This is a genomic window from Vibrio sp. 10N.222.52.B12 (genome assembly GCF_002875385.1).
Classification (GTDB): domain Bacteria; phylum Pseudomonadota; class Gammaproteobacteria; order Enterobacterales; family Vibrionaceae; genus Vibrio; species Vibrio jasicida.
Genome location: NZ_MDAW01000112.1, coordinates 1 through 25,630 on the forward strand (window position 1 = coordinate 1; position 25,630 = coordinate 25,630).

Below are 25,630 nucleotides of genomic sequence, written 5' to 3' on the forward strand. Positions count from 1 at the left end.
AACTTTACGGGGTCACTTCACACTCTGGCTTTTTTCTTTCAATAAGTGAGTTAACAACTCAGTGCTTTCAACTTATCAAAGTAGTCAGGGAATGTCTTTGACGTACACTTAGGATCGTTAATCGTCACAGGTGTATCGCTTAGCGCCACCAGAGAAAAACACATCGCCATACGGTGATCATCGTAGGTGTCAATCGCCGCATGCGTAAGCTGTGGTACGGGCTTAACGATGATGTAATCCTCACCCTCTTCCACTTCTGCACCGACTTTACGAAGTTCAGTTGCCATTGCAGATAGACGGTCAGTTTCTTTTACGCGCCAGTTGTACACGTTACGAATCGCGGTTGTACCTTCAGCGAATAATGCAGTCGTTGCGATTGTCATTGCTGCATCTGGGATATGATTGTAGTCCATATCGATGCCTTTCAATTGACCAACACGAGAAATGACGTAGTCTTCACCCCACTCGACTTCAGCACCCATTTTCTCCAGTGCGTCAGCGAATTGGATATCGCCTTGAATGCTGTTTTTACCAATGCCAGTGACTTTGACCTCACCACCTTTTATCGCTGCTGCAGCCAAGAAATAAGAAGCCGATGATGCATCACCTTCTACCAAAAAGTCACCCGGCGCAATGTATTGCTGACCAGCAGGAATAACAAACTCTTGGTAGTCGTTATTGATCACTTCTACACCAAACTGCTTCATGATATGCAGCGTGATATCGATGTAAGGCTTTGAAACCAATTCGCCTTCAATATTGATGCGAATTTCGCCCTCAGCCAAAGGCGCTGACATTAAAAATGCCGTTAAAAATTGGCTAGAAATCGAACCATCAATCGATACAGAACCAGATTTAAGACCAGTGCCGACGATTTTCAATGGTGGGTAGTTTTCGTTTTCTAGGTAAGTAACGTCTGCACCAGCCGTTTGAAGGGCTGTCACTAGGTGACCGATCGGACGCTCTTTCATACGAGGTTCACCAGTCAGAATATACTCACCATGTCCAAGGCACAATGCTGCGGCAAGCGGGCGCATCGCTGTCCCCGCGTTACCAAGAAATAGCTCTACTGGTTCAGAAACTGAAAATGGACGACCAAGACCTTCTACAACACATTCTGTTTTGTCTTCAGACAGTTGGTACTGCACACCAAGCTTGGTCAGCGCATTCAACATATGGCGAATATCATCGCTATCTAGAAGGTTGGTCAAACGAGTCGTGCCTTTTGCAAGGGCAGCGAGAAGCAGAGCTCGGTTAGAAACGCTTTTCGATCCAGGAAGATTCACTTCCCCTTGAATTTTGTTGATAGGTTGTAACGTTAGGCTTTCCATTGAAAGTAGATAATCCTTTGTGCCCTCTTTCGATTTTATTAGAGAGCTAAACAATTCTTCGTGAATTCAGACTAACGAAAAAACCAACACAAAACCAGAGTAAATCCATGCTAATTTTTGAATAATTAGTCAGCTCAAAAATTAGTATGCTAACGTCAGCTTAATAAGCGATATCGACCCTTACACCGTCGTCAAAATATAGGATTCGCACATCGTCACCACGGTTAAACAACATACTATTGTCCACATCTTGAATCACATTAATTAGCTTGTTGCCGTCTACCTTGACCAGTAATTCAACCAATTTATATTCAACCGTATATTCGTAGTTATTACGGTTTTTGACCACGGCCGCACCTGCCAACGCGCCAACTGCGGTTGCGACTTCTTTACCTGTACCACCACCAAACTGGTTACCAACTAAGCCACCAATGGTCGCACCGAGTAGTGTTTCCCAACCGTTGCTTTGCGACTGTTTAACTTCTTGTTGAGTAATGTATCGCACAGAATCAACCTTGCCATACACCACTTGATTCACTGGTTTTGCGACATTTCTTTCATAAGCTGCATTGGCGAAAAATGGTAAAAACAGTATGATCCATGCCCATCGTTTTGCGCTAAGTATTGCTCTGCTCATATTTCATTCCTATAGGCTTTGATGTTGGTAAACTCTTCTTTATGGCTATTTATTTAACTGAACTTGATGACTCTTTTGCCTTCCCTTCTCCCTATGAGGCCCTACACGACCCAAATGGCTTGTTAGCATTTGGGGGCGATCTCAATCCTCAAAGGATCCTAACGGGTTACCATCAAGGAATCTTCCCTTGGTATGGGCCTGGAGAACCAATCTTATGGTGGAGTCCATCTCCGAGAGCGGTTTTTGACCCAGCAACTTTCACTCCATCAAAGAGCCTTAAAAAGTTTCAGCGTAAACAACAGTATAAAGTAACGCTAAACAATGCAACCGAGCACGTAATTGAATTGTGCGCTTCTACCCGTCCAGCGGAAGAAACATGGCTCAATCCGGAGATGCAAGCTTCCTATATTGCGCTTGCCAAGCAAGGACACTGCCACTCAGTAGAAGTATGGCACGATGATCAATTGGTCGGGGGGTTGTATGGTATCAGCGTCGGCCAACTTTTCTGTGGTGAGTCGATGTTCAGTCTCAAAGACAACGCTTCTAAAGTTGCATTGTGGTATTTATGCGAACATTTGGCGTCAAACCAAGGCCAATTAATCGATTGTCAGGTGATGAACCCTCACCTGCGATCCCTTGGAGCCTTTGAACTTGAGCGTGACGATTTCGTACAAAAACTACTATATTTAAGGGATAAGAAAATTAATTTGGAAACGTTCGAACCACAAACTTTGCAAGGCGCTGAATCATGAGCACGGATCTTCAACAAATTCGTATCGGGTTGACCAACAATCACCCATGCAGCTACCTACCGGAGCGCCAAGAGCGCGTCGCAGTTGCGCTAGATCCTAGTTTGCACAGCGCCCAGAACTACCAAATACTCATGGCCAATGGGTTTCGTCGCAGTGGCGACACGATTTACAAACCTCACTGTGAGCAGTGTAATGCTTGTCAGCCGATAAGGATTGCTGTGCCCGATTTCATCCATTCTAAAAGCCAAAAGCGTTTATTGAACAAAGCGAAGACCATTCAATGGGAAATGAAATCTGAGCTCGATGATGCATGGTTCGATTTATACAGTCGATATATTTGTAAACGCCACAAAGATGGCACTATGTATCCACCGAAAGAAGATGAGTTCGCAAGATTTGCGCAAACGACTTGGTTGAAGACGGGTTTTCTCCATTTATACACGGATTCTGGGCAATTAATCGCCGTCGCAGTTACCGACATAATGGAGAATTGTTCAAGCGCCTTTTACACCTTCTATGACCCTGATTTTTCCTTATCTCTCGGTACGTTAGCTGTGTTGTATCAAATTGAGTTTTGCCAGCAACAGAACAAACATTGGCTTTATTTGGGCTATCAAATCGATGAATGTCCGGCAATGAACTACAAAACTCGCTTTCAACGACACCAAAGGCTAGTAAATCAGCGTTGGCAAGGGTAGAATACGCCCCAACTTTACATAATTACTGTTTAGCGGCAAAATAAGCGCGCTAATACCGCCTAATTTCTAAAGAGGATTAAATGGCTAAAGAAGACGTAATTGAGATGCAAGGCACTGTGCTTGACACTCTACCAAACACTATGTTCCGCGTTGAACTTGAAAACGGTCACGTTGTGACTGCACATATCTCTGGCAAGATGCGTAAGAACTACATCCGTATCCTTACTGGTGATAAAGTAACTGTAGAGATGACTCCATACGACCTATCTAAAGGCCGCATCGTCTTCCGTGCTCGTTAATCTCTGATTTTCGAATACAATAAAAAACGGAGCTCAAGGCTCCGTTTTTTATTGTCTGTTTTTTTGCTCTCAATACCAAGCTTACTTTTGGGAGTTTCAATACACTCCACAGGCTTACTCCATTCTTGCAAACACAAAAAAGCGCACACCTAGGTGCACGCTTTTAAAATAGATTTCAACAGAGAATTAGTGAAGTGCTGCTTCTTTCTCGCTTAGGTATTCAAACTTAAGTTCGTCTTTCACAAGCGTTACTCTCACTGTTCCGCCATCTACAAGTGAACCAAACAACAGTTCATTTGCCAGAGGTTTCTTAAGCTGCTCTTGGATAACACGCCCCATAGGACGAGCTCCCATCGCTTTGTCATAACCTCTATCCGCCAACCAATGGCGAGCGTCTTGAGACACTTCCATTGATACGCCGCGAGCATCCAATTGTACTTGAAGCTCAACAATGAACTTATCAACAACTTGATGGATGACTGTTTCGTCCAGGCTATTGAACCAAATGATATTATCTAGACGGTTACGGAATTCAGGTGTGAACACCTTCTTAATTTCCGCCATCGCGTCATGACTGTGGTCCTGTTGGATCAGACCGATCGATTTCTTCTCAGTTTCAGCTACACCAGCATTGGTTGTCATAACAAGGATCACGTTACGGAAATCCGCTTTGCGACCGTTATTATCCGTTAGCGTACCGTTATCCATGACTTGCAGCAGCAAATTAAAGATATCTGGGTGTGCTTTTTCGATTTCATCAAGCAGAACCACTGAGTGCGGGTGTTTTAGCACCGCATCAGTCAGCAAACCACCTTGATCGTAACCAACATAACCTGGGGGTGCACCAATCAGACGACTCACAGAATGACGTTCACCATACTCAGACATATCAAAACGAAGAAGCTCAATGCCTAATAGTTTAGAAAGCTGAACCGTCACTTCTGTTTTACCTACCCCAGTTGGACCGGCAAACAAGAATGAACCAACAGGCTTGTTATCAACGCCTAAACCAGCACGAGATAGCTTGATCGCCTCTGACAGTGCGTCAATCGCATTGTCTTGGCCAAAGACCAGCATCTTCATCTTGTCATCAAGGTTCTTCAGAATGTCTTTGTCAGACGACGACACAGATTTCTCTGGAATACGCGCCATCTTCGCAACCATGGATTCGATGTCTGCAACGCCAACCGTCTTCTTACGACGACTCGCCGGCGCTAAACGGCTGCGTGCACCCGCTTCATCAATCACGTCGATCGCTTTATCTGGCAAATGACGTTCATTGATGTATTTTGCCGATAACTCAACCGCTGCACGTAGCGCTTTGTTGGTGTAACGGACTTCATGGTGCGCTTCGTATTTTGGTTTCAAACCAATTAGGATCTTCGTCGTATCGTCCAGCGATGGCTCTACGACATCTATCTTTTGGAAACGGCGAGACAACGCGCGCTCTTTTTCAAAGATGTTGCTGTACTCTTGGTAAGTTGTCGAACCGATACAACGCAGTTTACCGCTACTCAGCAGAGGTTTGATTAGGTTCGCTGCATCAACTTGACCACCAGAAGCTGCACCTGCACCAATGATGGTGTGAATTTCATCAATAAACAGAATCGCGTCTTCTTCTTTCTCAAGCTGCTTCAAGACTGACTTAAAGCGTTTCTCGAAATCACCACGATATTTTGTACCAGCAAGCAAAGAGCCGATATCTAGAGAATAGATAACACTGTTTTGAATCACTTCTGGTACTTGGCCTTCAACAATTCTCCAAGCTAGACCCTCAGCGATTGCTGTTTTACCAACGCCTGCTTCACCAACTAGCAACGGGTTGTTTTTACGTCGGCGACAAAGAACTTGAATAGTACGTTCTAGCTCTTTATCTCGCCCGATGAGTGGATCGATATTACCAGCTTTCGCGACTTGGTTTAGGTTAGTCGCAAAGCTTTCCAATCGTTCTTCTGGATTCGTTTCTTCTGGCGCTTCTGAGCCAAAGGAGTCAGACGAAGATGGGTCTTCATTAGAACCCGAAGCTTTTGTGATGCCGTGGGAAATGAAGTTAACGATGTCTAAACGAGAGATGTCGTTCTTCTTCAATAGATAAGCAGCGTGAGATTCTTGCTCACTAAAGATAGCAACAAGTACATTTGCACCGGTTACTTCACTACGACCAGACGACTGTACATGGAAAACGGCGCGCTGAAGTACACGCTGAAAGCTCAATGTCGGCTGGGTTTCGCGCGTCTCGTCACTTTCTGGGATGAGTGGCGTTGTTTGGTCGATAAAAATATCGAGTTCATTGCGCAAAGCATCAAGATCCGCTTTGCAGGCTAGTAGGGCTTCCTTAGCTGCATCATTCTCCAATAATGCAAGTAGGAGGTGTTCGACAGTCATAAACTCGTGGCGTTTATCACGTGCACGAGCGAATGCACCGTTAAGGCTTGATTCTAGTTCTTTATTTAGCATAAGTACCTCCCGAAAGAACAACTTTGGTTGCTCGAGCAAGTCTTCTTATTACGCTTGCTCCATAGTACATAGTAGCGGATGCTCATTTTCCCTTGAGTACATCGTCACTTGCGCTACTTTTGTCTCAGCAATCTCTGCGCTATATGTGCCACAGATTGCCTTTCCTTCATAGTGGATCTTGAGCATGATTTGCGTTGCTTTATCAATATCATGCGAGAAGAATCGCTCAAGTACCTCTATGACGAAATCCATAGGTGTGTAGTCATCATTGTTTAGAACTACGTTGTACAGCTTAGGTGGCTGAACTTTCGTACTTTCTCGCTCCAGAAGATCAGAGTCTGGAGTCACCCATTCAAAATTTTTACTCATGGCAATTCAAAGATATCGTATCAAAGGGTTGATGTTTTTAACCTATAAAAACAATCTACCATAAGCATGCCATGCGGTGTAGTGAGATGTGGCACCTAATTGGACTTTGATAGATAAAATTTGTGTCCTTACATAGAGACTAATGCACCTCTGGCAGGGGCGCAAATAAAAGATTTTTATCCCAACACATGCTTATTTTTGCGGTTGTGTTTACCAAATTTCGACTCACTTCACTTATATTAATTAGTGCTCCGATAAGAAAGAAGATCACATTTAATGGTTGATAATCGGTTATTTATCACGAAAACGTCATTTTTTATTCATTCGGTAGAATCTTCTAATGTAATCAACTTGGTTAGTATGCCTCCCCCCTATATCAACACCTTGCAGTCCTTTTAACTAAAAGCTTACGCATGCGGCAGAAACACTTTGCAAAATTGTTAATCTCAAAAGTGATTTGTTTTCAATAATGTTTCCGATTGTTGCCTTTGACTATTGACTGTCAGAATTCATTGACTACAGTGGAAAGTGTTGATGCATAAATCCTCATTTTGAATTTGTTGGATTTCTAACAATTTGATGAATATGGAAGTGCCCAACTCGACGTGTGTTAGTGAACGCTAGCAATGAGACCAAGCTAAAGGTATGGCTTGGTGTTGTAACAACATCAGTAAAAAATGCATGAGGGATGTAAAAGCATGGCTACAGGTACAGTAAAGTGGTTTAACAATGCCAAAGGATTTGGGTTTATCTGTTCAGATGAAGAGGAAGGAGACATCTTTGCCCACTACTCAACTATCCAAATGGACGGTTATCGTACACTGAAAGCAGGCCAACAAGTCTCATACGAGATTGAAAAAGGTCCAAAGGGCTCACACGCTAGCAGCGTTGTTCCAATAGAAGCCCAAGCTAAATAACTAGAGCGCTGTCGGAAAGACAAAACCATTTGCTCTCATAACACTGGCTTTACCTTCTAGTGTTATGAAGAGAAAAATAAACCCGCCTATGAGCGGGTTTATTACGTTTGCAAGAGCACTAAACTAAGTAACATACAAACGCGCTACCGAAATAGCGCGAAATCAATGCTTACTTGTTAATGATGCCGTTCAACGTCGTACTTGGACGCATTAGTGTTGATGCAAGAGCATCATCTAGCGCGTAGTAACCACCGAGTTCACCTCTTACACCTTGTGCGTTGTTCAGCTCAGCAACAATCGCTTCTTCTTGTTCTGCAAGGGCTTTAGCAACTGGTGCGAATTCAGCAGCCAGTTCTGCATCTGCACTTTGTTCAGCCAAAGCTTTCGCCCAATACGTCGCAAGGTAGTAGTGGCTGCCGCGGTTATCCAACTCACCCACTTTACGTGACGGTGATTTATTCTCGTCTAGGAATTCACCTGTCGCTTTGTCCAATGCCTCAGCCAGAACCTGAGCTTTCGCATTACCAGCAACTGTACTTAGGTGCTCCAATGATGCAGCTAGAGCAAGGAACTCACCCAGAGAATCCCAACGCAAGTGGTTTTCTTTCTCAACTTGTTGGACGTGTTTTGGCGCAGAGCCACCAGCACCAGTTTCAAATAAACCACCGCCGTTCATTAGTGGAACAATTGACAGCATTTTCGCAGAAGTACCCAGTTCCAAAATCGGGAATAGATCCGTTAGGTAGTCACGAAGTACGTTACCTGTTACAGAAATGGTGTCTAGCCCCTCTTTAATGCGCTCTAGAGAGAATTGACATGCATCGATTGGCGCTAGAACCTTGATCTCTAAACCTGAAGTGTCGTGCTCAGGAAGGTATGCATTCACTTTCTTGATCAGTTCAGCATCGTGTGCACGCGCTTCGTCTAACCAAAACACCGCTGGTACACCTGTTGCACGTGCGCGACTGACGGCAAGTTTCACCCAATCTTGGATTGGCGCGTCTTTCACCTGACACATACGGAAGATGTCACCTGCTTCGACAGTTTGCTCAAGAAGAACCGCACCAGAAGTGTCGACAACACGTACAGTACCAGCAGCGTCTAGGATAAATGTCTTATCATGCGAGCCGTATTCTTCTGCTTTCTGAGCCATTAGACCCACGTTTGGCACGCTGCCCATTGTAGTTGGGTCAAATGCACCGTGTTCTTTACAGAAATCGATAACCGCTTGGTAGATACCCGCATAGCTACGATCTGGGATCATCGCTTTCGTGTCTTTTTGCTTACCATCTGGTCCCCACATCTGGCCAGAAGCACGAAGCATTGCTGGCATAGAAGCATCAACGATAATGTCACTCGGTACGTGGAGATTAGTAATACCACGATCAGAGTCAACCATCGCAAGCGCTGGTTGAGTCTCGTATACCGCTAAAATAGCTGCTTCAATTTCTGCTTTTTGTTCAGCAGGTAGAGATTCAATCTTAGTATAAACATCACCAAGACCGTTGTTTACATCTACACCAAGTTCTTCAAATAGCTTGCCGTATTTTGCGAAAACGTCTTTGTAGTACACTTTAACTGCATGGCCAAAGATAACTGGGTCCGATACCTTCATCATGGTTGCTTTCATGTGAAGAGACAGAAGGACGTCTTGCTGTTTTGCTTCTGCAATTTCTTTCTCGAAGAACTCAACAAGCGCTTTCTTGTTCATGACTGAACAATCGATCACTTCTTTGTCTTGCAGAGGGAATGCTGATTTAAGTTCTTTTGCCGAACCGTCAGCAGCGACGAATTCAATTTTAACGTCGGTAGCACCAGTAATGGTCGTCGATTTTTCGCTACCGAAGAAGTCATCTCCTGTCATGCTTGATACATGAGATTGAGACTCAGCTGACCATGCACCCATTGAGTGTGGGTTTTTCTTCGCGTAATTCTTAACTGATAATGGAGCACGACGGTCAGAGTTACCTTCACGAAGCACCGGGTTTACCGCACTACCTTTGATTTTGTCGTAAGTCGCTTTAATTGCTTCTTCTTCGTAAGTGGTCGGTTCTTCAGGGTAGTTTGGAAGCGCATACCCTTTCGCTTGCAACTCTTTGATTGCGGCTTTTAGTTGAGGAATTGAAGCCGAAATGTTTGGAAGCTTAATGATGTTCGCTTCCGGTGTTTTCGCTAACTCGCCAAGTTCTGCTAGAGCATCACCAATACGTTGTTCTTCTTTTAAATGCTCTGGGAAGTTAGCGATAATGCGTCCCGCTAGCGAAATATCACGAGTGTCTACGTTGATGCCAGACGATGCGGTAAACGATTGAATGATTGGTAGTAATGAATAGGTTGCTAACGCCGGGGCTTCATCAGTGATTGTGTAGATAATTGTAGGTTTTTCTGTAGGCATGAAATTTCCCTATTTTTTACTCAACTTAGCTGAACTTCTCAGCAACTGAGTTCGTTGAATTGACGCATTGCTTAACGTTAGTAGTGCATTCCTCCTCACCAACGCGACATGCGGTTTGCACTCTTTCTTATAGTTTGAAGCTCTATGGCTCTATATCCATGAGTGCACTTGGTGCCAAGCTTACTTTGGTGTCCATTTCCGTTAGAAATGTCTCACTAAAGCAACTTAGCTATATCATTAAACAAATAACACGAAATAGTCTATTATTCTCTGCGCTTTTGTTAGTTTTAGGCGCGCAAATGATAGCCGATAACAAGAAAACATAAAACTTTCAAACACAGTTCATTTACATTTTTGCAAGGTAGTTAACATGTCATCTCGCTCGGGTCATGAAAAAGGTCGCGGTACTCACCAATCAAAAACAAGTCATTTTAAACGCTCTGGAAAAGCAAACCACTCAAATGGACAAGCGAAAAATCGAAAAAGTCGCCCTGCCCGCGCTTCAAAAACATCTAAGCCACGCATTGCCCTAGAAGATCGCAAAGTGATCATTTTTAATAAGCCGTATGACACGTTGAGCCAGTTCACTGATGGAGATGGTCGCAAAACGCTAGCCGACTTTATTCCAGTGAAAGATGTGTATGCCGCAGGCCGCTTAGATCGAGACAGCGAAGGATTGATGGTCTTAACAAACGATGGCATTTTGCAAGCGAAGTTGACGCAGCCCCAATCAAAATCACCAAAAAGTTACTGGGTACAAGTGGATGGAGCCCCTAAAGAAGAAGACTTGGAGATGCTACGTAAAGGCGTAGAGCTAAAAGATGGCGTAACCTTACCAGCAAAAGTAGAAGTGATGCCTGAACCAGAGATCTGGGATAGGACTCCACCTGTCCGATTCCGAGCAAACATTCCAACAACGTGGTTAGCGATTACTATCATAGAAGGAAGAAACCGTCAGGTAAGACGTATGACTGCACATATCGGTTTTCCGACACTGCGACTCGTACGCTACTCGATGGGAGGGATTGAGTTACACAACCTCAAACCTGGCGAGTGGAAAGAAATAACGCTCCAACAATAAACATCAAAAAACATAAAAGCAGACTTTCGTCTGCTTTTTTAGTTTTTATCGTCACTAATAACGATTATTGTTGAGCAACCCACTTTTTAAAGGTTTCTTTTTCTTGTGGAGTGGCCTTTTGGTACATCGTCTTAAGTAGATCAACCATTTGGCTGTCTTGTGCAGTCGCAGATTTCGTGTCGACTACCGCAACCGCTTTAGGCTCTACGCCTGTAACAGCTTGGCTGTGTTGGTTTACTGTCACATATGTCACAGCAACCCCAGCGACACCGCCTGCAATATTATAGTTGCGAGCTTCCTGAGCATAGTTACGACCAATTTGAACGCCATCGGACTCAAGAACGTCTTCAACAAGGTCGATTGGCTGGCCTTTAGAGTCTAGTAGTTGCCACTCTAAAGGAGAGATGTTGGTTTGTGCTTGGCGGTAGGTTTTGAACTTTGGTAGTTCAAATTTCAGTTCTTCGTCTTTTACATCAAACTTGGCAATAATGGCGTCGCCATAAACCCCTTTGATATCATCACCAATCTTAAATTCTGGTTGATACTTGAAGACAATTTGGTTGGTACCGTCAGGAATCTCTATTGTTTTCTCATCCGAAAACAAACCACCCTCCAACTTTGGCTTCTCCATATTTACCGCAAGTAATTTTACGTCTTCAGGAACCACCAAGGTCGTTGCAGCATATAAGTTTGTACTGGCTAGAACAGAAAGTGTGATTGCCACTTTTAATGATAACTGCATAGAAATTAAATCCTTATCTCCAATAGTAAAAGACCCAGCATAAAGCTGGGTCTTACAATATCAAACTGGGTTTTGATTACCAGTAGAAACGTGCACCAACACCGAAGTCAGTTTTGCTGTCTGTCTTCACGTTGTCAGTTGAAGTTTCTTCAAATACGTATGCGCCTTCAACGAATACGCGAGCCCATTTAGAGAACTTGTACTCAACACCAGCGTAGAAACGTGAATCATCACCGTCTACAGTACCAGCTTGGTCAGAAGAAGACATTACTAGCTCGTAACCAGAGTAAAGAGTTGTCTTAGGAGCTACTGCAAACATACCTGCTAGAGAGATACCGTGAGAATCAACAGTCTCGTCTGAGATCTTGTTCTCGTCTTCGTTGTAGTAGTATGTTGCACCAAGAGTGTGCTCACCTAGAGCGTACTCACCAGTTACTTCAAAAGATAGGTTTTCTGAATCGTGAGCAACCTTGTTTACCGCAATCTTGTTTACAGAAGAAAGGATACCAGCGTGCATAGATAGGTCACCGAAAGACTTACCTACGAATACTTCACGAACTTCTTCGTTCTTGTCTTTCTCGCCTAGAGCGTAACCCGCTTTTAGCCAGAATGCGTCGTTTTCGAATGCGTATTTAATTTGAGAGTCGTTGTTCCACTCGTGTCCGTAAAGTAGAGCAGAGCCACCGAAGAAGTAAGAGTAATCCGCACCGTAAACGTCATCTGCGAAAGTACCTTCTTTACCGAAGCGGATAGTACCCATTTCGCCCATGTCGAAACCGAAGATGTGGCGACGAACGAATACAGTGTCGTCAGTACGCTCACTTGAATCAGCACCAGCGCCGTAGTTATCACCTAGAGCTACACCGATTTCAACTTCACCTAGAACTTTTAGGCTATCGTTTACAACGTAAACACCGTTTACACCCATACGTGAAGAGCTAGTGTTTAGCTCTGCAGTGTGGTCTGTGCTGTCTAGGAATAGAAGAGTTGGACGTAGCTGACCGTAGAAATCTACAGAACCTTCGTCAGATTTGAATACTTCAGCCGCATTCACAGTAGTTGCTGTAGCAGCAACCGCTAGTGCTAAAAGAGTCTTTTTCATATTTAATCCACTGCCTTTTCTTAGTTCGGGATATCCTTGTCCGATTCCCTTTTTTTATATTTTTGAGGTAGCTTGTTATCGAAACGTAACAATGCTTTACCTACAAAATCTGGGCACTAGAGTGCAAAAGATTATTCTGACTGTCAAATTTTCTAAATAGTTTTATCAAAAAACAAAAATAACCTTTAAATACAAAGTCTTGTGCATTTACATTTAAAATATTCGATGAAGTTCTAAACAATGAACTTGATTTTTCTTAATTTAGTAATTCATTAATAACAAATAGAAAACACCTTTCAATTGCCATGCAACAATAAACTTTAGAATAAAACACTACAAAGGTATCATTTTTGAAGTTTTATATTTTTCGACTAATGAAATTATTTTCATTTAGTTTAGGTTCAATATTTTTTTGTGAACAAGATCGATATTTATCATAAAAGCATTCCGTTTTGTGAACTACAGTACAACTAGTGATGTGTGCTACTATGCGCCTCCAACGCATTTGAGGCCCGTATGCTAACCAGTAACATTCAAAAATCGATTCGCACCAGTTACCAAAACTTACAAGCGCAGCTTGATAATTTTGTTCCACGAAGAGCACAAAACTACTTAGTTGCAGAAATTGCGAAAACACTATGCGGGCAATACCACAAGTCAAATCGCATGTTGATTGCAGAAGCTGGTACTGGCATCGGTAAATCACTCTCTTATCTGATGGCAGCGATTCCTGTGGCGGTTTATAACAATCGTAAAGTAGTGATCTCAACAGCCACCGTCGCTCTACAAGAACAGTTGGTGAATAAAGACCTGCCTCTTTTTCGTCGTATCACCGATCGAGAGTTTTCTTTTATTCTTGCAAAAGGCCGACAGCGTTATTGTTGTGCTGAAAAACTCGCGACGGCAAGTGGTGTCGATGGCGGCCAGTTAGCGATGTTTGAAACTAAACCGAAGAAGAAAGATATTGAGCTACTGGAAACCATGTATCGCTCCCTCGCTCAAGGGAAGTGGGATGGCGACCGAGACTCTTGGCCGAAACCAATAGATGATCAGTTATGGCAACTTATTGTCAGTGATAAGCACAGCTGTAACAACAGCTTACCAGCACACCGAGGCTGCCCTTTTCAAAAAGCTCGAACAGAGTTGGATAAAAATGACGTCATTATCGCCAATCATTCACTCGTAATGGCCGATGCAGATTTGGGTGGTGGAGTGATCCTCCCTGAGCCAGAAAACACAATTTACGTGTTTGACGAAGCTCATCATCTACCTCATGTCGCTCGCGATCACGCTTCTGCGTCAGCCAGTTTAAAAGGTGCAGCTGCTTGGTTAGAAAAGCTCAACCAGTCAATCACCAAATTTTCTTCGTTAACAGATGAAAAACGTGTTGGTCGATTCCGTAATGATCTACAAGAATCCGTACAGGAACTGATTCCTGCGTTGACCCAACTGACTAAACAGTTTGATCCAGCCCAGTTTGAGGAAGGGATATACCGTTTTGAACATGGTGAGCTACCGACTTGGTTGGAAAATCAATCAAAAGATTTAAAACAACTAAGCAAAAAGGCAAACCAAAGCGTCGCAAAGATCGCCGATCTAATAGCTGAGCGCGTTAAAGATGGCGAACTTTCATCAAGATTGGCGGAACCAGCTTTGGCTGAGTTAGGGTTTTACATCCAACGTTTGGAAAACCTAGCTCAAGTCTGGCGTTTAATGGCCGAGCCAAGCCGAGACAAAGGTGCACCTCTTGCGCGCTGGTTAGAAAAACACCCAGATCGTGAAGGCGATTTTATTGTCAGCGTTTCCCCGTTGGAAATTGGATGGCAACTAGACCAACAAATCTGGAGTCGTTGCATCGGCGCCGTATTGGTTTCTGCCACTATGCGAGCACTAAACTCATTTAATTACTTTTGCCATCAAGTGGGCGTTGACGCCAAACCGGACTCAGGAACACAGTTTTTGGCACTAGCGTCTCCTTTCGATTATCAAAATCAAGCCGAACTGCTGATACCAGCAATGAAGTATGAACCGCAGGCACCGCAGTTTACTGAATATCTTATTGAAATTTTGCCTAAGTATTTAGAAGACAATAAAGCGAACTTGGTATTATTCTCCTCTTATTGGCAGATGAACCAAGTTGCTGATGCACTCAATGCTGGTTTCATAAAACGAGGTTGGGCGTTGCAAGTTCAAGGCGAAAGTTCACGAACAGAAATTCTAAAAAAACATAAAAGGCTCATTGATAAGCAGAAAACCAGCATCCTTTTTGGTACAGGCAGCTTTTCTGAAGGCCTTGATTTACCTGGAGAACTATTGGAAAACCTCATTATCACAAAAATTCCATTTGGGGTCCCTACTTCTCCAGTTGAACAAGCACACTCGGAGTACATCGAGAAAAAGGGTGGTAACCCGTTTATGCAAATCACGGTTCCAGATGCAAGTAAAAAGCTGATCCAAAGCGTTGGTCGATTACTGCGCAAAGAACGAGATTCTGGTAGAGTGACCATCCTCGACAGACGCTTGATAACAAAACGCTACGGACAAGCTCTGATTGATTCGCTTCCTCCGTTTAAACGCAAAATAGAATATTAAAAGAATAACTATTTATGGAAATGATTGAGCCAACCATGCTGTTGGTGTTGGCGCTAGTCGCTTTTGTTGCTGGATTTATCGATGCTGTTGCTGGCGGTGGTGGTATGCTGACTGTTCCCGCGTTACTGTCGTTAGGGCTTCCTCCCCACATCGCATTGGGCACCAATAAGTTAGCTGCCTCTTTTGCCTCTTCGACGGCGGCCTATACTTACTATAAGAAACGTCTTTTTAAGCCCCAGTGCTGGGGCAGAGCGTTTGTTGCCACTCTTGTTGGTGCAACACTAGGAACGCTATTTGTTGATGCAATTAGTACAGAATGGTTAGAGAAAGCGCTGCCGCTGATCATTCTCGCTGCTGCGATGTATACTGTTTTCCATAAACCACCACAGTCGACTCATCAAAGCCCAACTCCCGAACCTTGTCCGATGCTAAATAAAAAGCAGTATATGCAAGGCTTATCGATAGGCTTTTATGATGGTTTAGCGGGGCCAGGAACTGGGGCTTTTTGGACGGTGAGTTCCATGGCCTTATACCGACTCAATATCTTGCTTGCGTCTGGTTTGGCTAAAGCAATGAACTTTACCAGTAACTTTACTTCATTGGTTACATTTGCCGTATTAGGACACATCAACTGGGTACTAGGCTTAACAATGGGCGTCTGTTTAATGGCTGGTGCTTTTGTTGGCGCGCATTCAGCAATCCACTTTGGTGCTAAGTTCATACGTCCGGTCTTTGTTACCGTTGTTAGCGTGCTTGCCATTAAACTCGCTTACGATGCATGGTTTGTAGGATTAACATGAACATCAGCCAGCTTTCAGAACATCTAGAACAAATGTCTAAACAGGCTGCAATGCTTGACCGTCAGCGTGGAGAACACCATGTTCCTTTGTTTGATGAGCGTTTGTTCCACTGCCGCTCTCGGCTACTCGTACCCTGTGTAAAAGAAGCAACAGCAACACTTGATTCGATTGTACGCGAGCAAAAGGAGCAAAAGCTCACGGCATTACGAGCAGAGTACTTAACTGAAAGATTAGTCGCGCAAATTGGCGCAATTCAGCGTGAAATTTCCACCACAAAAATTCGCAAAAACGAAGTAAAACACAGCAGTCACTTTAGAAAGCCAATTAATGTCTTGTATCAAGAACTAGCTCAACACCAAGAGTGGGCTCGTCGATTACGAGAAATGGTGCTGGAGAAAGAGAGAGCTGTTGAGTTTTCCCCAAGCTTTGCTCGTGCTGAAGCGCAGAAAGTACTTTTAGCAACAGAACAACGATTAGAACGATGCGAAGCAGCGCTGCTTAAGTTAGAAAATCAAATCACTCACAGGGAAAAGAACCAGTAATGACTGACCAACCAAAATCTCCGCTCGATGATGCCCCAGAAGAGGTGAAGTTAGCCGTCGATTTGATTTACTTGTTAGAGTCGAATGAAATCAAACCTGAAACTGCATTAAAAGCAATTAAAATCGTACAGAATGACCTAGAGAACAAACTCAGTAACAAATAACTGTTCTTATTTACTTTCGACGTTTCCAGCCTATACCGCCAATGGTAAAATCAAGCACAAATACGCCCTTCAGAAGGATAGAAAATGAAAGTAATTAGCTTTAACATCAATGGACTTCGTGCTCGTCTGCATCAGCTCCAAGCCATTATCGATAAGCACCAACCCGATGTCATTGGTCTTCAAGAAATCAAAGTGCACGACGAAGCTTTTCCAATCGAAGATGTCGAAGCCATGGGTTATAAAGTTTACTTTCATGGGCAAAAAGCACACTACGGTGTCGCGATGCTATGTAAACAAGAACCAATCAATGTGCAAAAAGGGTTCCCTACCGATAACGAAGAACACCAAAAGCGCATGATCATGGCGACGTTTGAAGATGAGAGTGGTGAAAAGGTCACTGTGTTAAACGGTTACTTCCCTCAAGGCGACAACATCGCTCATGAGACCAAATATCCATACAAACGCCAGTTCTACAAAGATCTGATGACCTACCTAAATGATCACCATACAAATGATGAACAACTGATTGTAATGGGAGACATCAACATCAGTCCGATTGATGCAGATATCGGCATCGGCGAACCAAACCGTAAACGCTGGTTGAAGACTGGTAAATGCTCATTCCAACCGGAAGAACGCGAGTGGTTGAAGACGCTAATGGATTGGGGATTCGAAGATACTTTCCGTAACCTGCACCCAGAAGTGGATGACCGTTTCTCTTGGTTTGATTATCGATCTCGCGGCTTTGACGATAATCGAGGTCTACGTATTGATGTGATTCTTGCGACGCCATCACTTGCACAAAAATGTGTTGAGTCCGATGTTGATTACGAACTGCGTGGCATCGAGAAACCGTCAGACCATGCTCCTATTTGGTCTACTTTCAAATAGATAGCTTTAAAGGGCTAATCATCTTGCCAACTTATCGTGATTAGCCCCGACTTACCCTCCTCTTAGTTCATTTTTCGCTTTCCTTCCTCGTCTCAATTTTGAGGCATTTCTCGAACATTCACTTTCTATACTCATTACTACTTCTTTAGTTCATGGAGTAAGGGAAGTATGGTTCAAAAAAGTTGGAGCAACTTGTCTCCTTTTACATTTAAAGCATTAGGCCCAATGACACTAGTGAGCGCCGTAATTAATGCTTTGATGCTAGTTGTTCCAATCTACAGTCTTCAATTGTTCGACCGTGTATTGTCGAGTAGAAGTACAGATACACTATTGCTACTTACTGCTATCGCTCTGTTTCTGTTGATTTCACAGGCATTGCTTGAAACCTTAAGACAAAAATACACCCAAAGAAAAGCCCTTCAGTTTGAATCGGAAAGTGCTCAATGGTTATACCAACTGTGCGGTCAACATTACGACACGAAGACACGTTACGTGTTTAACGACATAAATGAGATACGAGCTCTTCTCATGTCACCCGGTTTTTTTGTTGCTTTCGATCTGCCTTGGACGCCATTGTTCCTTCTGGTCATGTTTATGCTCCACCCTATTATCGGATTGGTTGGTTTGATTGCTGTTATCTGTGTATTAATGGTCGCACTACTCTCTTTCTACGCGAAAAAGAAATCATTTGAAGCATCTTACGCTACCCAAATTGCTGCAAATCGAAAAGTCGATGAGCTATTCAACAAACAAGAAACCCTGTTCTCTCAGCAAGCAGCCGATGGAACATTTAACAAATTTCAGCCTGTCCTTGCTGAAAAGTTGTGGTTCAGAAACAAAGTAGACCTCGCATCTATTAACCTGACGTCTCTCGCCAAACTTGTCCGCATGACGCTACAAATTGGCATTATGGGAACAGGCGCGTTTCTTGTGATTCAAAATTCAATGAGTGCGGGCGGAATGATTGCTGGGTCAATTCTTATGGCGAGAGCGCTCCAACCAATAGAGCAGCTAACCTCTGGGTTTCAAGGCTGGAAGACGGGGTTAGCCGCAGCCAAGCGCATAAAAGCGGTTGTCAGCCAATCAAAAATAGAGCTTGAACGTACAACGCTCCCCCAAATCACCGGTGAATTACGCTTTGAAAACGTGACTTGGTCACCTGAGAATCACAAAAGCGAAGCTATCCTCAAACAGCTGAAACTTAGGCTAGAGGCTGGAAACCGTGTTGCAATCATCGGGGCAAGTGGCTCTGGAAAAACCAGCCTTTGCAAATTAATAATGGGAATACACAAACCGACATCAGGCAAGGTGTCTATCGATGGCTTAGATGTCACCCACTGGGAGAAGACACAATTCAAACATACCGTAGGTTACCTCCCACAGAATATTCAGTTTGTCCAAGGCAGCGTGAAAGAAAATATTGCCCATTTCGACACTGAGATCAGTGACTCTCAAATCATTAAAGCCGCCATTCGCGCTGGTGTACACGAGACGATTCTTCAATTTCCAAACAGTTATGAAACCTTGATTGGTGATGGTGGACATCAATTATCTGGCGGGCAAGCCCAAAAGCTCGCCTTAGCACGAGCATTGTGCTTTAAACCCAAACTCTTGGTCTTAGACGAACCCAACTCTCACATGGATAAAGAAGGGGAAGAGTACCTCACAACCCTCCTCGCAACATGCAGAGAAGAAGGCATTTCCGTCGTAATGATCACCCACCAGCCACACTTGCTGCGCCATGTCGATTGGGTGGTTGAAATCAATAAAGGTCAGATTGCGAGAGCCGGAGAAGCAAGCAAGGTTCTCCGCTCGATGATGGATGTGCGTTCAAGAACGCAAACTCAATCAGAGGCTTCCAATGAGTAAGACCACACTTAACGAACATGGCATCGATTTCGAAGATGGTCGTAAACTCTCTTTTACTACCAAGCCCGTGGTCATCACTTCTCTGCTCGTATTACTCATCATGATCGGCGGCTTCATTGCATGGGCAAGTTTGTCACCTCTGAGTTCGGCAGCGATAGCTCCCGGCGTTGTTATCGTCGAATCAAAGCGAAAACCCGTTCAGCACCTAGAAGGTGGGATTATCGAGAGCGTTCATGTAAAAGATGGGGATAAGGTCAGAACAAATGATTTGTTGATTACTTTGAGTGCGACACAGGCTCAAGCCAGCTTGAATCGACTAAGAGCTCAGTGGGAAAGCGATCTTGCTCGCTTAAACCGACTTCAGTCCGAGCTCGCTGATCATCCTGAAATTCAATTCGATACACGCTTACTTTCTCGAAATCACTCCAAAGAAATTCAATCAATCATTCGTACTCAGCAAGCTTTATACGAAAAACGCCGCTCATTAAGGGATGGAGAAAATAACATTCTGGCAGAAAAGATTGAGCAAGCTAGATTAGACATGTTCGGCCTACAAAAGCGATATCAAGCCGGCAAAGAAAGTTTGCGCTATCTTGCAGAACAGGTCGCTATGCATAAAAAGCTGCTCACCTCCGGCAATACATCAAAATCACGTTACCTCGATCTCCAACGAGAGCACTCACAACTTGAAGGACAAATTGCCGACCTCAGTGCCCAAATTGGACGAGCAAAAGGCTTTGTTGCGGAAGCGAAAATGGAATTAGCCAATGCGGAGTTCAATTACGCCAAAACCTTAGGCGAAGAAGTTCAGGAGCTTGAACGAAAACTCAATGAGACAAGAGAGGCAATGATAAACGCGAATGATGTACTCAAACGTGTCGAAATCAGAGCGCCACAAGGCGGTGTTGTCGTTGGCCTCAATGTTGTCGGTCAACATGCGATTATTGCTCCAGGCGACACGCTCATGGAAATCGTCCCACAAGAGGACGAACTCATTGTGGAAGCCTTGGTAAAACCCGAAGATATTGAAGCGCTTCATATTGGACAAGCGACTCAAGTACGCTTAACCGCATTCAGCTTTAGAAAAACGCCACCTATAGAAGGCAAGCTTATACATATTTCTGCTGACCGCATCAGCGACCAAGCAACAGGCTCTTCAGCCTACCTCGCTCGCGTGTCACTAGATGCAAACATGTTAGCTGAATTAGGGGAATCAGTTTCGCTTTACCCAGGCATGCCTGCGGAAGTCATGATTCTAATTGATGAACAAACCCCACTCGATTATTTGCTCAATCCTCTCGCCATTGCCTCATATAAGGCAATGCGAGAAATGTAAGACTTATTTATAAAATCATAATCCCTCGACGTTACTGGCTAATTAATTGATTAATAACATAACGGATGACAAAGCCAAACCCACTGCGAAGTGGGGACGGAAAGCTACAGATCTCAAACGGGACTGAGATGGCTGGGCTGCCTCTATGTATCTCGCGATATATGAGGATGAAACAATGGCGGAAGAAGTTTCTGTAACAGAGACCAATGCACAGGTTGGTACCTTAGTTGATGGCCCTACTCAAGATGGAGTGTCAAGGGATGTAGATAATCACCTTGAAGACAATTCAGGTGCAGACCTAGAAGTGCGTGCAGGTAAAGGTGATGATATCGTTAAAACGGGTGATGGTGATGACTTTATCGCTGGTGGTAGAGGTTCAGAGGCGATCAAATCTGGAGATGGCAATGATGTCATTGAATCGTGGAATCACACCATAAATGCAAAAGACGAAGCCGGAGAAAACCCTAACATTAACTTAGCGCGCGAAGGCGATGTTGAAAAAGTGGGCTGCGTTGACGACATCATTGTTGCTGGTTCTGGTAACGACTATGTCGAAGGCGGTGGCAACAACGATATTATTTATGGTGATCGTCGAGCTAAAACGGATGATACCAATTTATTAGCCGATGGCAATTTTGATGATGATGTAGGTGATAGTCCTGTCGTCGATCATGGCGGCTGGCAAACCTACTCTAGCTACGGTGGATGGGAAGCGACCGAAGGTCTAATCGAAATCCAAAATGGTGGTGGCTACGGAGATAACAAAGATCCCGCACGAGGAAACGTGTTAGAACTTGATTCTCACAAAGACGGGGACAATACCGTTACCAACTCTACCGTTAGTCAAACCTTCACTGTTGATACTGCAGGTACATTCAAACTCTCTTTTGATCACACCAACCGTACTGATAATACAGATACAAATGGGCTAAAAGTCCTCATTGACGGTGAAGTTGTTGGAACATACAACAACGATGGCTGGGAAACGGTCAATCTAGATCTAGATCTAGGCGCTGGCGAGCATACCATTTCGTTTATGGCCGATGGTAATGAAGATTCTCTTGGTTCCCTGCTCGATAACGTCGCTCTTCATCAATACCAGGCCAACGATGTGTTGATTGGTGATGGTACTCCTAGAGACGGAGACAACGTCGATAATAGCTCGATGCCGGGAGATGATCTTATTCGCGGTAACAAAGGGGCTGATGTGCTCATTGGTGACAATTTCGATGCCCTCTCTTTCAATGAGCAAACAGGTAACTTTGAACTCGATCTTGACTCAGCACAGACTCCTGAGGGAGAGGATTTAGGTCTTGATAACGCCACAGCATACAACCCTGATGGCTCTGAAGGAAACACGACCCAACAAGGCAGTAAGTATGGAGTCGAAGGCACGGATGAAAGTGGTAAAGATGCACAAATTGGGTATAGCTACGATGACGGAGATTCGGAACCTGGCGATGCAGTTGGCTCCGAAATGCTTTCTGTTTGCTTAGATGAACATACTATGGCCGCCACCGTCGGGATCTCAAATCTTTATGCCAATGAAGGTCGTGGAGAAGATGATGATGTGGACGAAATTGGTATCTGGACTGCATTTCGAGATGGCATTGAAGTCGCAAGTGGATTTTTTAGCGCAAATGAACCTGACGCAGATACCCTAGCCCACTACGCCGCTGCGGGCATGACACTAGAAAATACTAAAGTGCTTTCTACTGATAGCAACAATAGCGGTGAGTTTAGTATTGGTCCAAACGATACTGGCTTCAAAGCCTTTGATGAAATTCAGTTCTCTGCCGCAGGTGAACAATTCAGTAAAGGGGGAGAGAAAGAAGACTCAAGTGACTATTTTGTCACATCAGTAGAAACACTTGGGCTCACTGGCGACGGTACCGACATGCTATATGGCGGGCGTGGTGATGATGTCTTACTCGGCGGTGACAATAACGAAATACTGCCGACGCCATCTGATGGTATGTATGATATCAGCCAGTTCAACGGAACGTTCGACGTTGAACTCATCGGGTCCAATGCAGGGTTCAATAACTCCCTTGGTTTCTACACCGCAGACTCAAGCGGTGAAGTCGTGAATGTCGGCATTCTTTGGTCAAATGTAAAACAGCCTGATGAAATGAACACCTCAATATCGAAAGAAATGATGGGTGGAGATGCTTGTAAGCTGGGGTTCTTCGTGGTCCCTGACGGTGCCGATAACGGCATTGAATCTGAGGGATTTATTGATGTTTCAGAATTCGATCTAGATGCGCAATTACTCGGTGAAGCTGCATTTGAATTGGGTCTCCCAGTCCATGCGCAAGTCACTCCTATGGGGGATGGAACCTCCTTATTCGAATGGAATGATAACACTGACCTTTCAACTAACGATGATGACTTCAACGACGTGATCCATAACGTCACTACCATAGCAGAACCTGAACTTCTCAAAGGCGGTCGTGGTGACGACTGGCTAGACGGTGGTGCAGGCGTTGATGCACTTAAAGGCGGCAAAGGCGATGATGTGATCATCGGTGGTAGTGGTGCCGACGAAGTTCGAGGTGGTAAAGGCAACGATACGATCGCTTACGACGCAGATGATACACTAATCAGAGGCGGAAAAGGGTTCGATGTTCTTGTCGCCAATGAGAAAGACGGCCCTATCGATATCGATATGTCTAAAGGTCAAGATGCAGACAACATTAAAGGTATTGAAGCGGTAATAGGTACAAGTAGTGACCAAGATTCTGTTACCTTGACCCTTGGCAAGGCGTACCATCAAGGTGGAGCTAGCGACAATAGTAAGAGTAAAGATGATGGTCAATCAGAGTTCTTTGCCCTTGGCGTTGAAAACATCAAGTTGGACGAAAGCAATAATTGGAGCCTAGAAAGCGATACTCAAGGCGATCCCGATGATGGTGTGACTATGACGGTGGCGGACCTTATGGCGTCATCAGATTACAAGCTAGACCAAGGCATGATTGATTCCTTAGGGTTATCAGGCTCAGATGTCTTAACGGCCTATACCTTTACAAAAGGAGGTAAAGAAGTCGTCATTTATACCGACGCAGCCTTTGACGGTGATTTCCAATTTGTATAGGTAAACTCACTCGCCCTTCATCTACCCAAAAAGAGCGCCAATCGGCGCTCTTTCTTTTAAATATCTATAAAAATGCCTTAGCTCAATGGCCTTAGATATGCCAAGAAGCGCTTCTCTGCGATTTTGAAACACCACAAAATAATGAACGTTAATCCCATGTAGAAGAGACCAGCCGTCAGGAATGACTCAAATGGTGCATAGTAACGAGAGTTCACAAGGCGAGCTGCGCCTGTCAAATCCATAATAGTGATGATCCCAGCGACTGCACTGCCGTGCAGCATAAAGATCACTTCATTCGAATATGCAGGTAAAGCACGGCGTAATGCGCTTGGCAAGATGATGCGACGATAAGTCATAAACTTGCTCATGCCGTATGCTTTTGCTGCTTCTACTTCGCCCTTTGGTAAACCATTGATCGCACCACGAATAATTTCCGCCGTGTAAGCCGAAGTATTAAGAACGAAAGCCACCAAGGCACAGAACCAAGCATGTTCCCAAAGTGTGTCTTTCACAGGAAAGAATTGGTCCATGCCGTAGTAAATGAGATAAAGCTGCACCAACAACGGCGTACCGCGGAAAAAGTAAATGAACGCCCATGACGGCAAACTTAATGCGTAATTCGTGCTATTGCGCGCTATAGCTAAGGGAATCGATACACAGAGCCCGATCACCAGAGCTAATGCAACCAGCCATACCGTTGTCCACAATCCATCTAAGTAGACAGGGAAGCTTTCAATGATCAATGAAAAGTCCATTATCTACCTCGCATGAATACTGAATTTGCGTTCAACAAGCTTAAGTAGACCGGTTGATACACTGGTGAAGAATAAGAAGATGATCGCGACAGCCATGTAAAAAGTGAATGGCATCTTTGTTGTACCAGCGGCAAGTGAACTAATACGCACCATATCTTCCAATCCAATGATTGAAACAAGAGCGGTAGTCTTGAGTAATACCAACCAGTTATTACCAAACCCGGGTAACGCGTGTCGAATCATTTGAGGTAATAGAATTCTTCTAAACGACATAAAAGAACTCATTCCGTAGGCTTTTGCCGCTTCCAACTCACCTTTATCGACGGCCATGATCGCACCACGGAAAGTTTCCGCCATATACGCACCAAAGATAAAACCGATGGTCAGTACACCAGCAATAAATGGGCTCACATCGATGTAATCAGGGAGGTAAGCAGTCCATTCATGTTCAGGGTTGCTTGCGGTAAACCACTCGTTGAGCGTTTCATTGATCGAATAAAGGCTGTTATTCAGTAGAATTTGGCCACCAAAGAAGATAAGCATCATCAAGACTAAGTCAGGAATGCCACGAATAATGGTGGTGTAGAGTGTTGCAATAGCTCTTGCCCATTTATAGGGCGCTAATTTCGCAAGTGCCCCAAGCATGCCTAAAATGACAGCAAGCAACAATGAGAGTATTGCGACTTCGATGGTTACTAGAGCCCCTTTTAGTATCGAGGCTTCATATCCTTGTAAATCCAGCATAGGTGAGTTCCTAATCCCTAAACTCAAAAAATCGGCCGTTGGTTACTTCTAGGAACAAGCCAA

The 25,630-nt window shown here is 44.2% G+C and carries 22 protein-coding genes and 1 riboswitch; of the genes, 13 read left to right on the forward strand and 9 right to left on the reverse strand.

Annotated features, from left to right (window positions below; genetic code table 11):
- Nucleotides 1–50 precede the first annotated feature (50 nt).
- Both aroA and BCT11_RS09920 read right to left on the reverse strand, forming a co-directional pair.
- Nucleotides 51–1,331 carry a 3-phosphoshikimate 1-carboxyvinyltransferase gene (gene aroA, locus BCT11_RS09915; protein WP_102388257.1) on the reverse strand — a complete coding sequence of 427 codons (1,281 nt, stop codon included), beginning with the start codon at nt 1,329–1,331 and terminating at the stop codon, nt 51–53.
- A gap of 160 nt (nt 1,332–1,491) precedes the next feature.
- A complete protein-coding gene (locus tag BCT11_RS09920) occupies nt 1,492–1,968 on the reverse strand; it encodes a glycine zipper 2TM domain-containing protein (protein WP_038866750.1) in 477 nt (158 codons plus the stop codon).
- A gap of 41 nt (nt 1,969–2,009) precedes the next feature.
- On the opposite strand from BCT11_RS09920, the gene aat reads away from it, so the two are divergent.
- The 3 genes from aat to infA all read left to right on the forward strand — a co-directional run bounded on the left by aat (nt 2,010) and on the right by infA (nt 3,717).
- Entirely contained in the window at nt 2,010–2,720 is a 711-nt protein-coding gene (aat, locus tag BCT11_RS09925; protein WP_102388258.1) for a leucyl/phenylalanyl-tRNA--protein transferase, read from the forward strand.
- Nucleotides 2,717–3,418: an arginyltransferase gene (locus BCT11_RS09930; protein ID WP_038866745.1), complete on the forward strand. Its 702-nt coding sequence runs from the start codon at nt 2,717–2,719 to the stop codon at nt 3,416–3,418. Before aat ends, BCT11_RS09930 begins: the two co-directional genes overlap by 4 nt.
- A gap of 80 nt (nt 3,419–3,498) precedes the next feature.
- On the forward strand, nt 3,499–3,717 hold the full coding sequence (infA, locus tag BCT11_RS09935; protein ID WP_001040192.1) for a translation initiation factor IF-1: 219 nt from the start codon (nt 3,499–3,501) through the stop codon (nt 3,715–3,717).
- Nucleotides 3,718–3,903: 186 nt separating this feature from the next.
- Here the strand turns inward: infA and clpA are convergent, their stop codons facing one another.
- Nucleotides 3,904–6,174, reverse strand: coding sequence for an ATP-dependent Clp protease ATP-binding subunit ClpA (clpA, locus tag BCT11_RS09940; RefSeq protein ID WP_038866743.1), 2,271 nt, complete (start codon nt 6,172–6,174; stop codon nt 3,904–3,906).
- Nucleotides 6,175–6,222: 48 nt separating this feature from the next.
- The gene (gene clpS / locus BCT11_RS09945) at nt 6,223–6,543 is read right to left on the reverse strand and encodes an ATP-dependent Clp protease adapter ClpS (RefSeq protein WP_005427554.1); all 321 of its coding nucleotides are present in this window, start codon (nt 6,541–6,543) and stop codon (nt 6,223–6,225) included.
- Nucleotides 6,544–7,241: 698 nt separating this feature from the next.
- On the opposite strand from clpS, the gene cspD reads away from it, so the two are divergent.
- The gene (cspD, locus tag BCT11_RS09950) at nt 7,242–7,460 is read left to right on the forward strand and encodes a cold shock domain-containing protein CspD (RefSeq protein ID WP_038866741.1); all 219 of its coding nucleotides are present in this window, start codon (nt 7,242–7,244) and stop codon (nt 7,458–7,460) included.
- Nucleotides 7,461–7,629: 169 nt separating this feature from the next.
- Here cspD and BCT11_RS09955 read toward each other — a convergent pair whose 3' ends face one another.
- Nucleotides 7,630–9,855: an NADP-dependent isocitrate dehydrogenase gene (locus BCT11_RS09955; protein WP_102388259.1), complete on the reverse strand. Its 2,226-nt coding sequence runs from the start codon at nt 9,853–9,855 to the stop codon at nt 7,630–7,632.
- 370 nt (nt 9,856–10,225) lie between these two features.
- On the opposite strand from BCT11_RS09955, the gene BCT11_RS09960 reads away from it, so the two are divergent.
- Nucleotides 10,226–10,936: a pseudouridine synthase gene (locus BCT11_RS09960; RefSeq protein ID WP_042603725.1), complete on the forward strand. Its 711-nt coding sequence runs from the start codon at nt 10,226–10,228 to the stop codon at nt 10,934–10,936.
- Between the two features lie 64 nt (nt 10,937–11,000).
- On the opposite strand, the gene BCT11_RS09965 is transcribed toward BCT11_RS09960, so the two are convergent.
- Nucleotides 11,001–11,678 (reverse strand): DUF2057 family protein, encoded by a 678-nt coding sequence (locus BCT11_RS09965; protein ID WP_102388260.1) that lies wholly within the window; start codon nt 11,676–11,678, stop codon nt 11,001–11,003.
- A 76-nt stretch (nt 11,679–11,754) separates the two neighbouring features.
- Nucleotides 11,755–12,780, reverse strand: a complete 1,026-nt coding sequence (locus BCT11_RS09970; protein WP_020195015.1) for a porin — start codon at nt 12,778–12,780, stop codon at nt 11,755–11,757.
- Nucleotides 12,781–13,296: 516 nt separating this feature from the next.
- On the opposite strand from BCT11_RS09970, the gene dinG reads away from it, so the two are divergent.
- From dinG to BCT11_RS10010, 8 genes are all read left to right on the forward strand, one after another.
- On the forward strand, nt 13,297–15,372 hold the full coding sequence (dinG, locus tag BCT11_RS09975) for an ATP-dependent DNA helicase DinG (RefSeq protein ID WP_102388261.1): 2,076 nt from the start codon (nt 13,297–13,299) through the stop codon (nt 15,370–15,372).
- A 14-nt stretch (nt 15,373–15,386) separates the two neighbouring features.
- The gene (locus tag BCT11_RS09980; protein WP_038866730.1) at nt 15,387–16,172 is read left to right on the forward strand and encodes a TSUP family transporter; all 786 of its coding nucleotides are present in this window, start codon (nt 15,387–15,389) and stop codon (nt 16,170–16,172) included.
- Nucleotides 16,169–16,714, forward strand: coding sequence for a primosomal replication protein (locus BCT11_RS09985; protein WP_038866728.1), 546 nt, complete (start codon nt 16,169–16,171; stop codon nt 16,712–16,714). The genes BCT11_RS09980 and BCT11_RS09985 overlap by 4 nt, the downstream gene beginning before the upstream one ends.
- The gene (rsmS, locus tag BCT11_RS09990; protein WP_102388262.1) at nt 16,714–16,878 is read left to right on the forward strand and encodes a pleiotropic regulatory protein RsmS; all 165 of its coding nucleotides are present in this window, start codon (nt 16,714–16,716) and stop codon (nt 16,876–16,878) included. The genes BCT11_RS09985 and rsmS overlap by 1 nt, the downstream gene beginning before the upstream one ends.
- A gap of 84 nt (nt 16,879–16,962) precedes the next feature.
- Complete coding sequence (gene xthA, locus BCT11_RS09995; RefSeq protein WP_038875944.1) at nt 16,963–17,769, forward strand: exodeoxyribonuclease III; 807 nt, start codon at nt 16,963–16,965, stop codon at nt 17,767–17,769.
- Nucleotides 17,770–17,937: 168 nt separating this feature from the next.
- The gene (locus BCT11_RS10000; RefSeq protein WP_054755738.1) at nt 17,938–19,638 is read left to right on the forward strand and encodes an ATP-binding cassette domain-containing protein; all 1,701 of its coding nucleotides are present in this window, start codon (nt 17,938–17,940) and stop codon (nt 19,636–19,638) included.
- Nucleotides 19,631–20,974: an HlyD family type I secretion periplasmic adaptor subunit gene (locus tag BCT11_RS10005; protein WP_061035602.1), complete on the forward strand. Its 1,344-nt coding sequence runs from the start codon at nt 19,631–19,633 to the stop codon at nt 20,972–20,974. The genes BCT11_RS10000 and BCT11_RS10005 overlap by 8 nt, the downstream gene beginning before the upstream one ends.
- A gap of 63 nt (nt 20,975–21,037) precedes the next feature.
- Nucleotides 21,038–21,119: riboswitch (cyclic di-GMP riboswitch) on the forward strand.
- 30 nt (nt 21,120–21,149) lie between these two features.
- Nucleotides 21,150–24,068 (forward strand): hypothetical protein, encoded by a 2,919-nt coding sequence (locus BCT11_RS10010; protein WP_102388263.1) that lies wholly within the window; start codon nt 21,150–21,152, stop codon nt 24,066–24,068.
- 77 nt (nt 24,069–24,145) lie between these two features.
- On the opposite strand, the gene BCT11_RS10015 is transcribed toward BCT11_RS10010, so the two are convergent.
- Nucleotides 24,146–24,823 (reverse strand): ABC transporter permease, encoded by a 678-nt coding sequence (locus BCT11_RS10015; protein WP_038866714.1) that lies wholly within the window; start codon nt 24,821–24,823, stop codon nt 24,146–24,148.
- Between the two features lie 3 nt (nt 24,824–24,826).
- Nucleotides 24,827–25,567: an ABC transporter permease gene (locus tag BCT11_RS10020; RefSeq protein WP_038866711.1), complete on the reverse strand. Its 741-nt coding sequence runs from the start codon at nt 25,565–25,567 to the stop codon at nt 24,827–24,829.
- Nucleotides 25,568–25,630 lie beyond the last annotated feature (63 nt).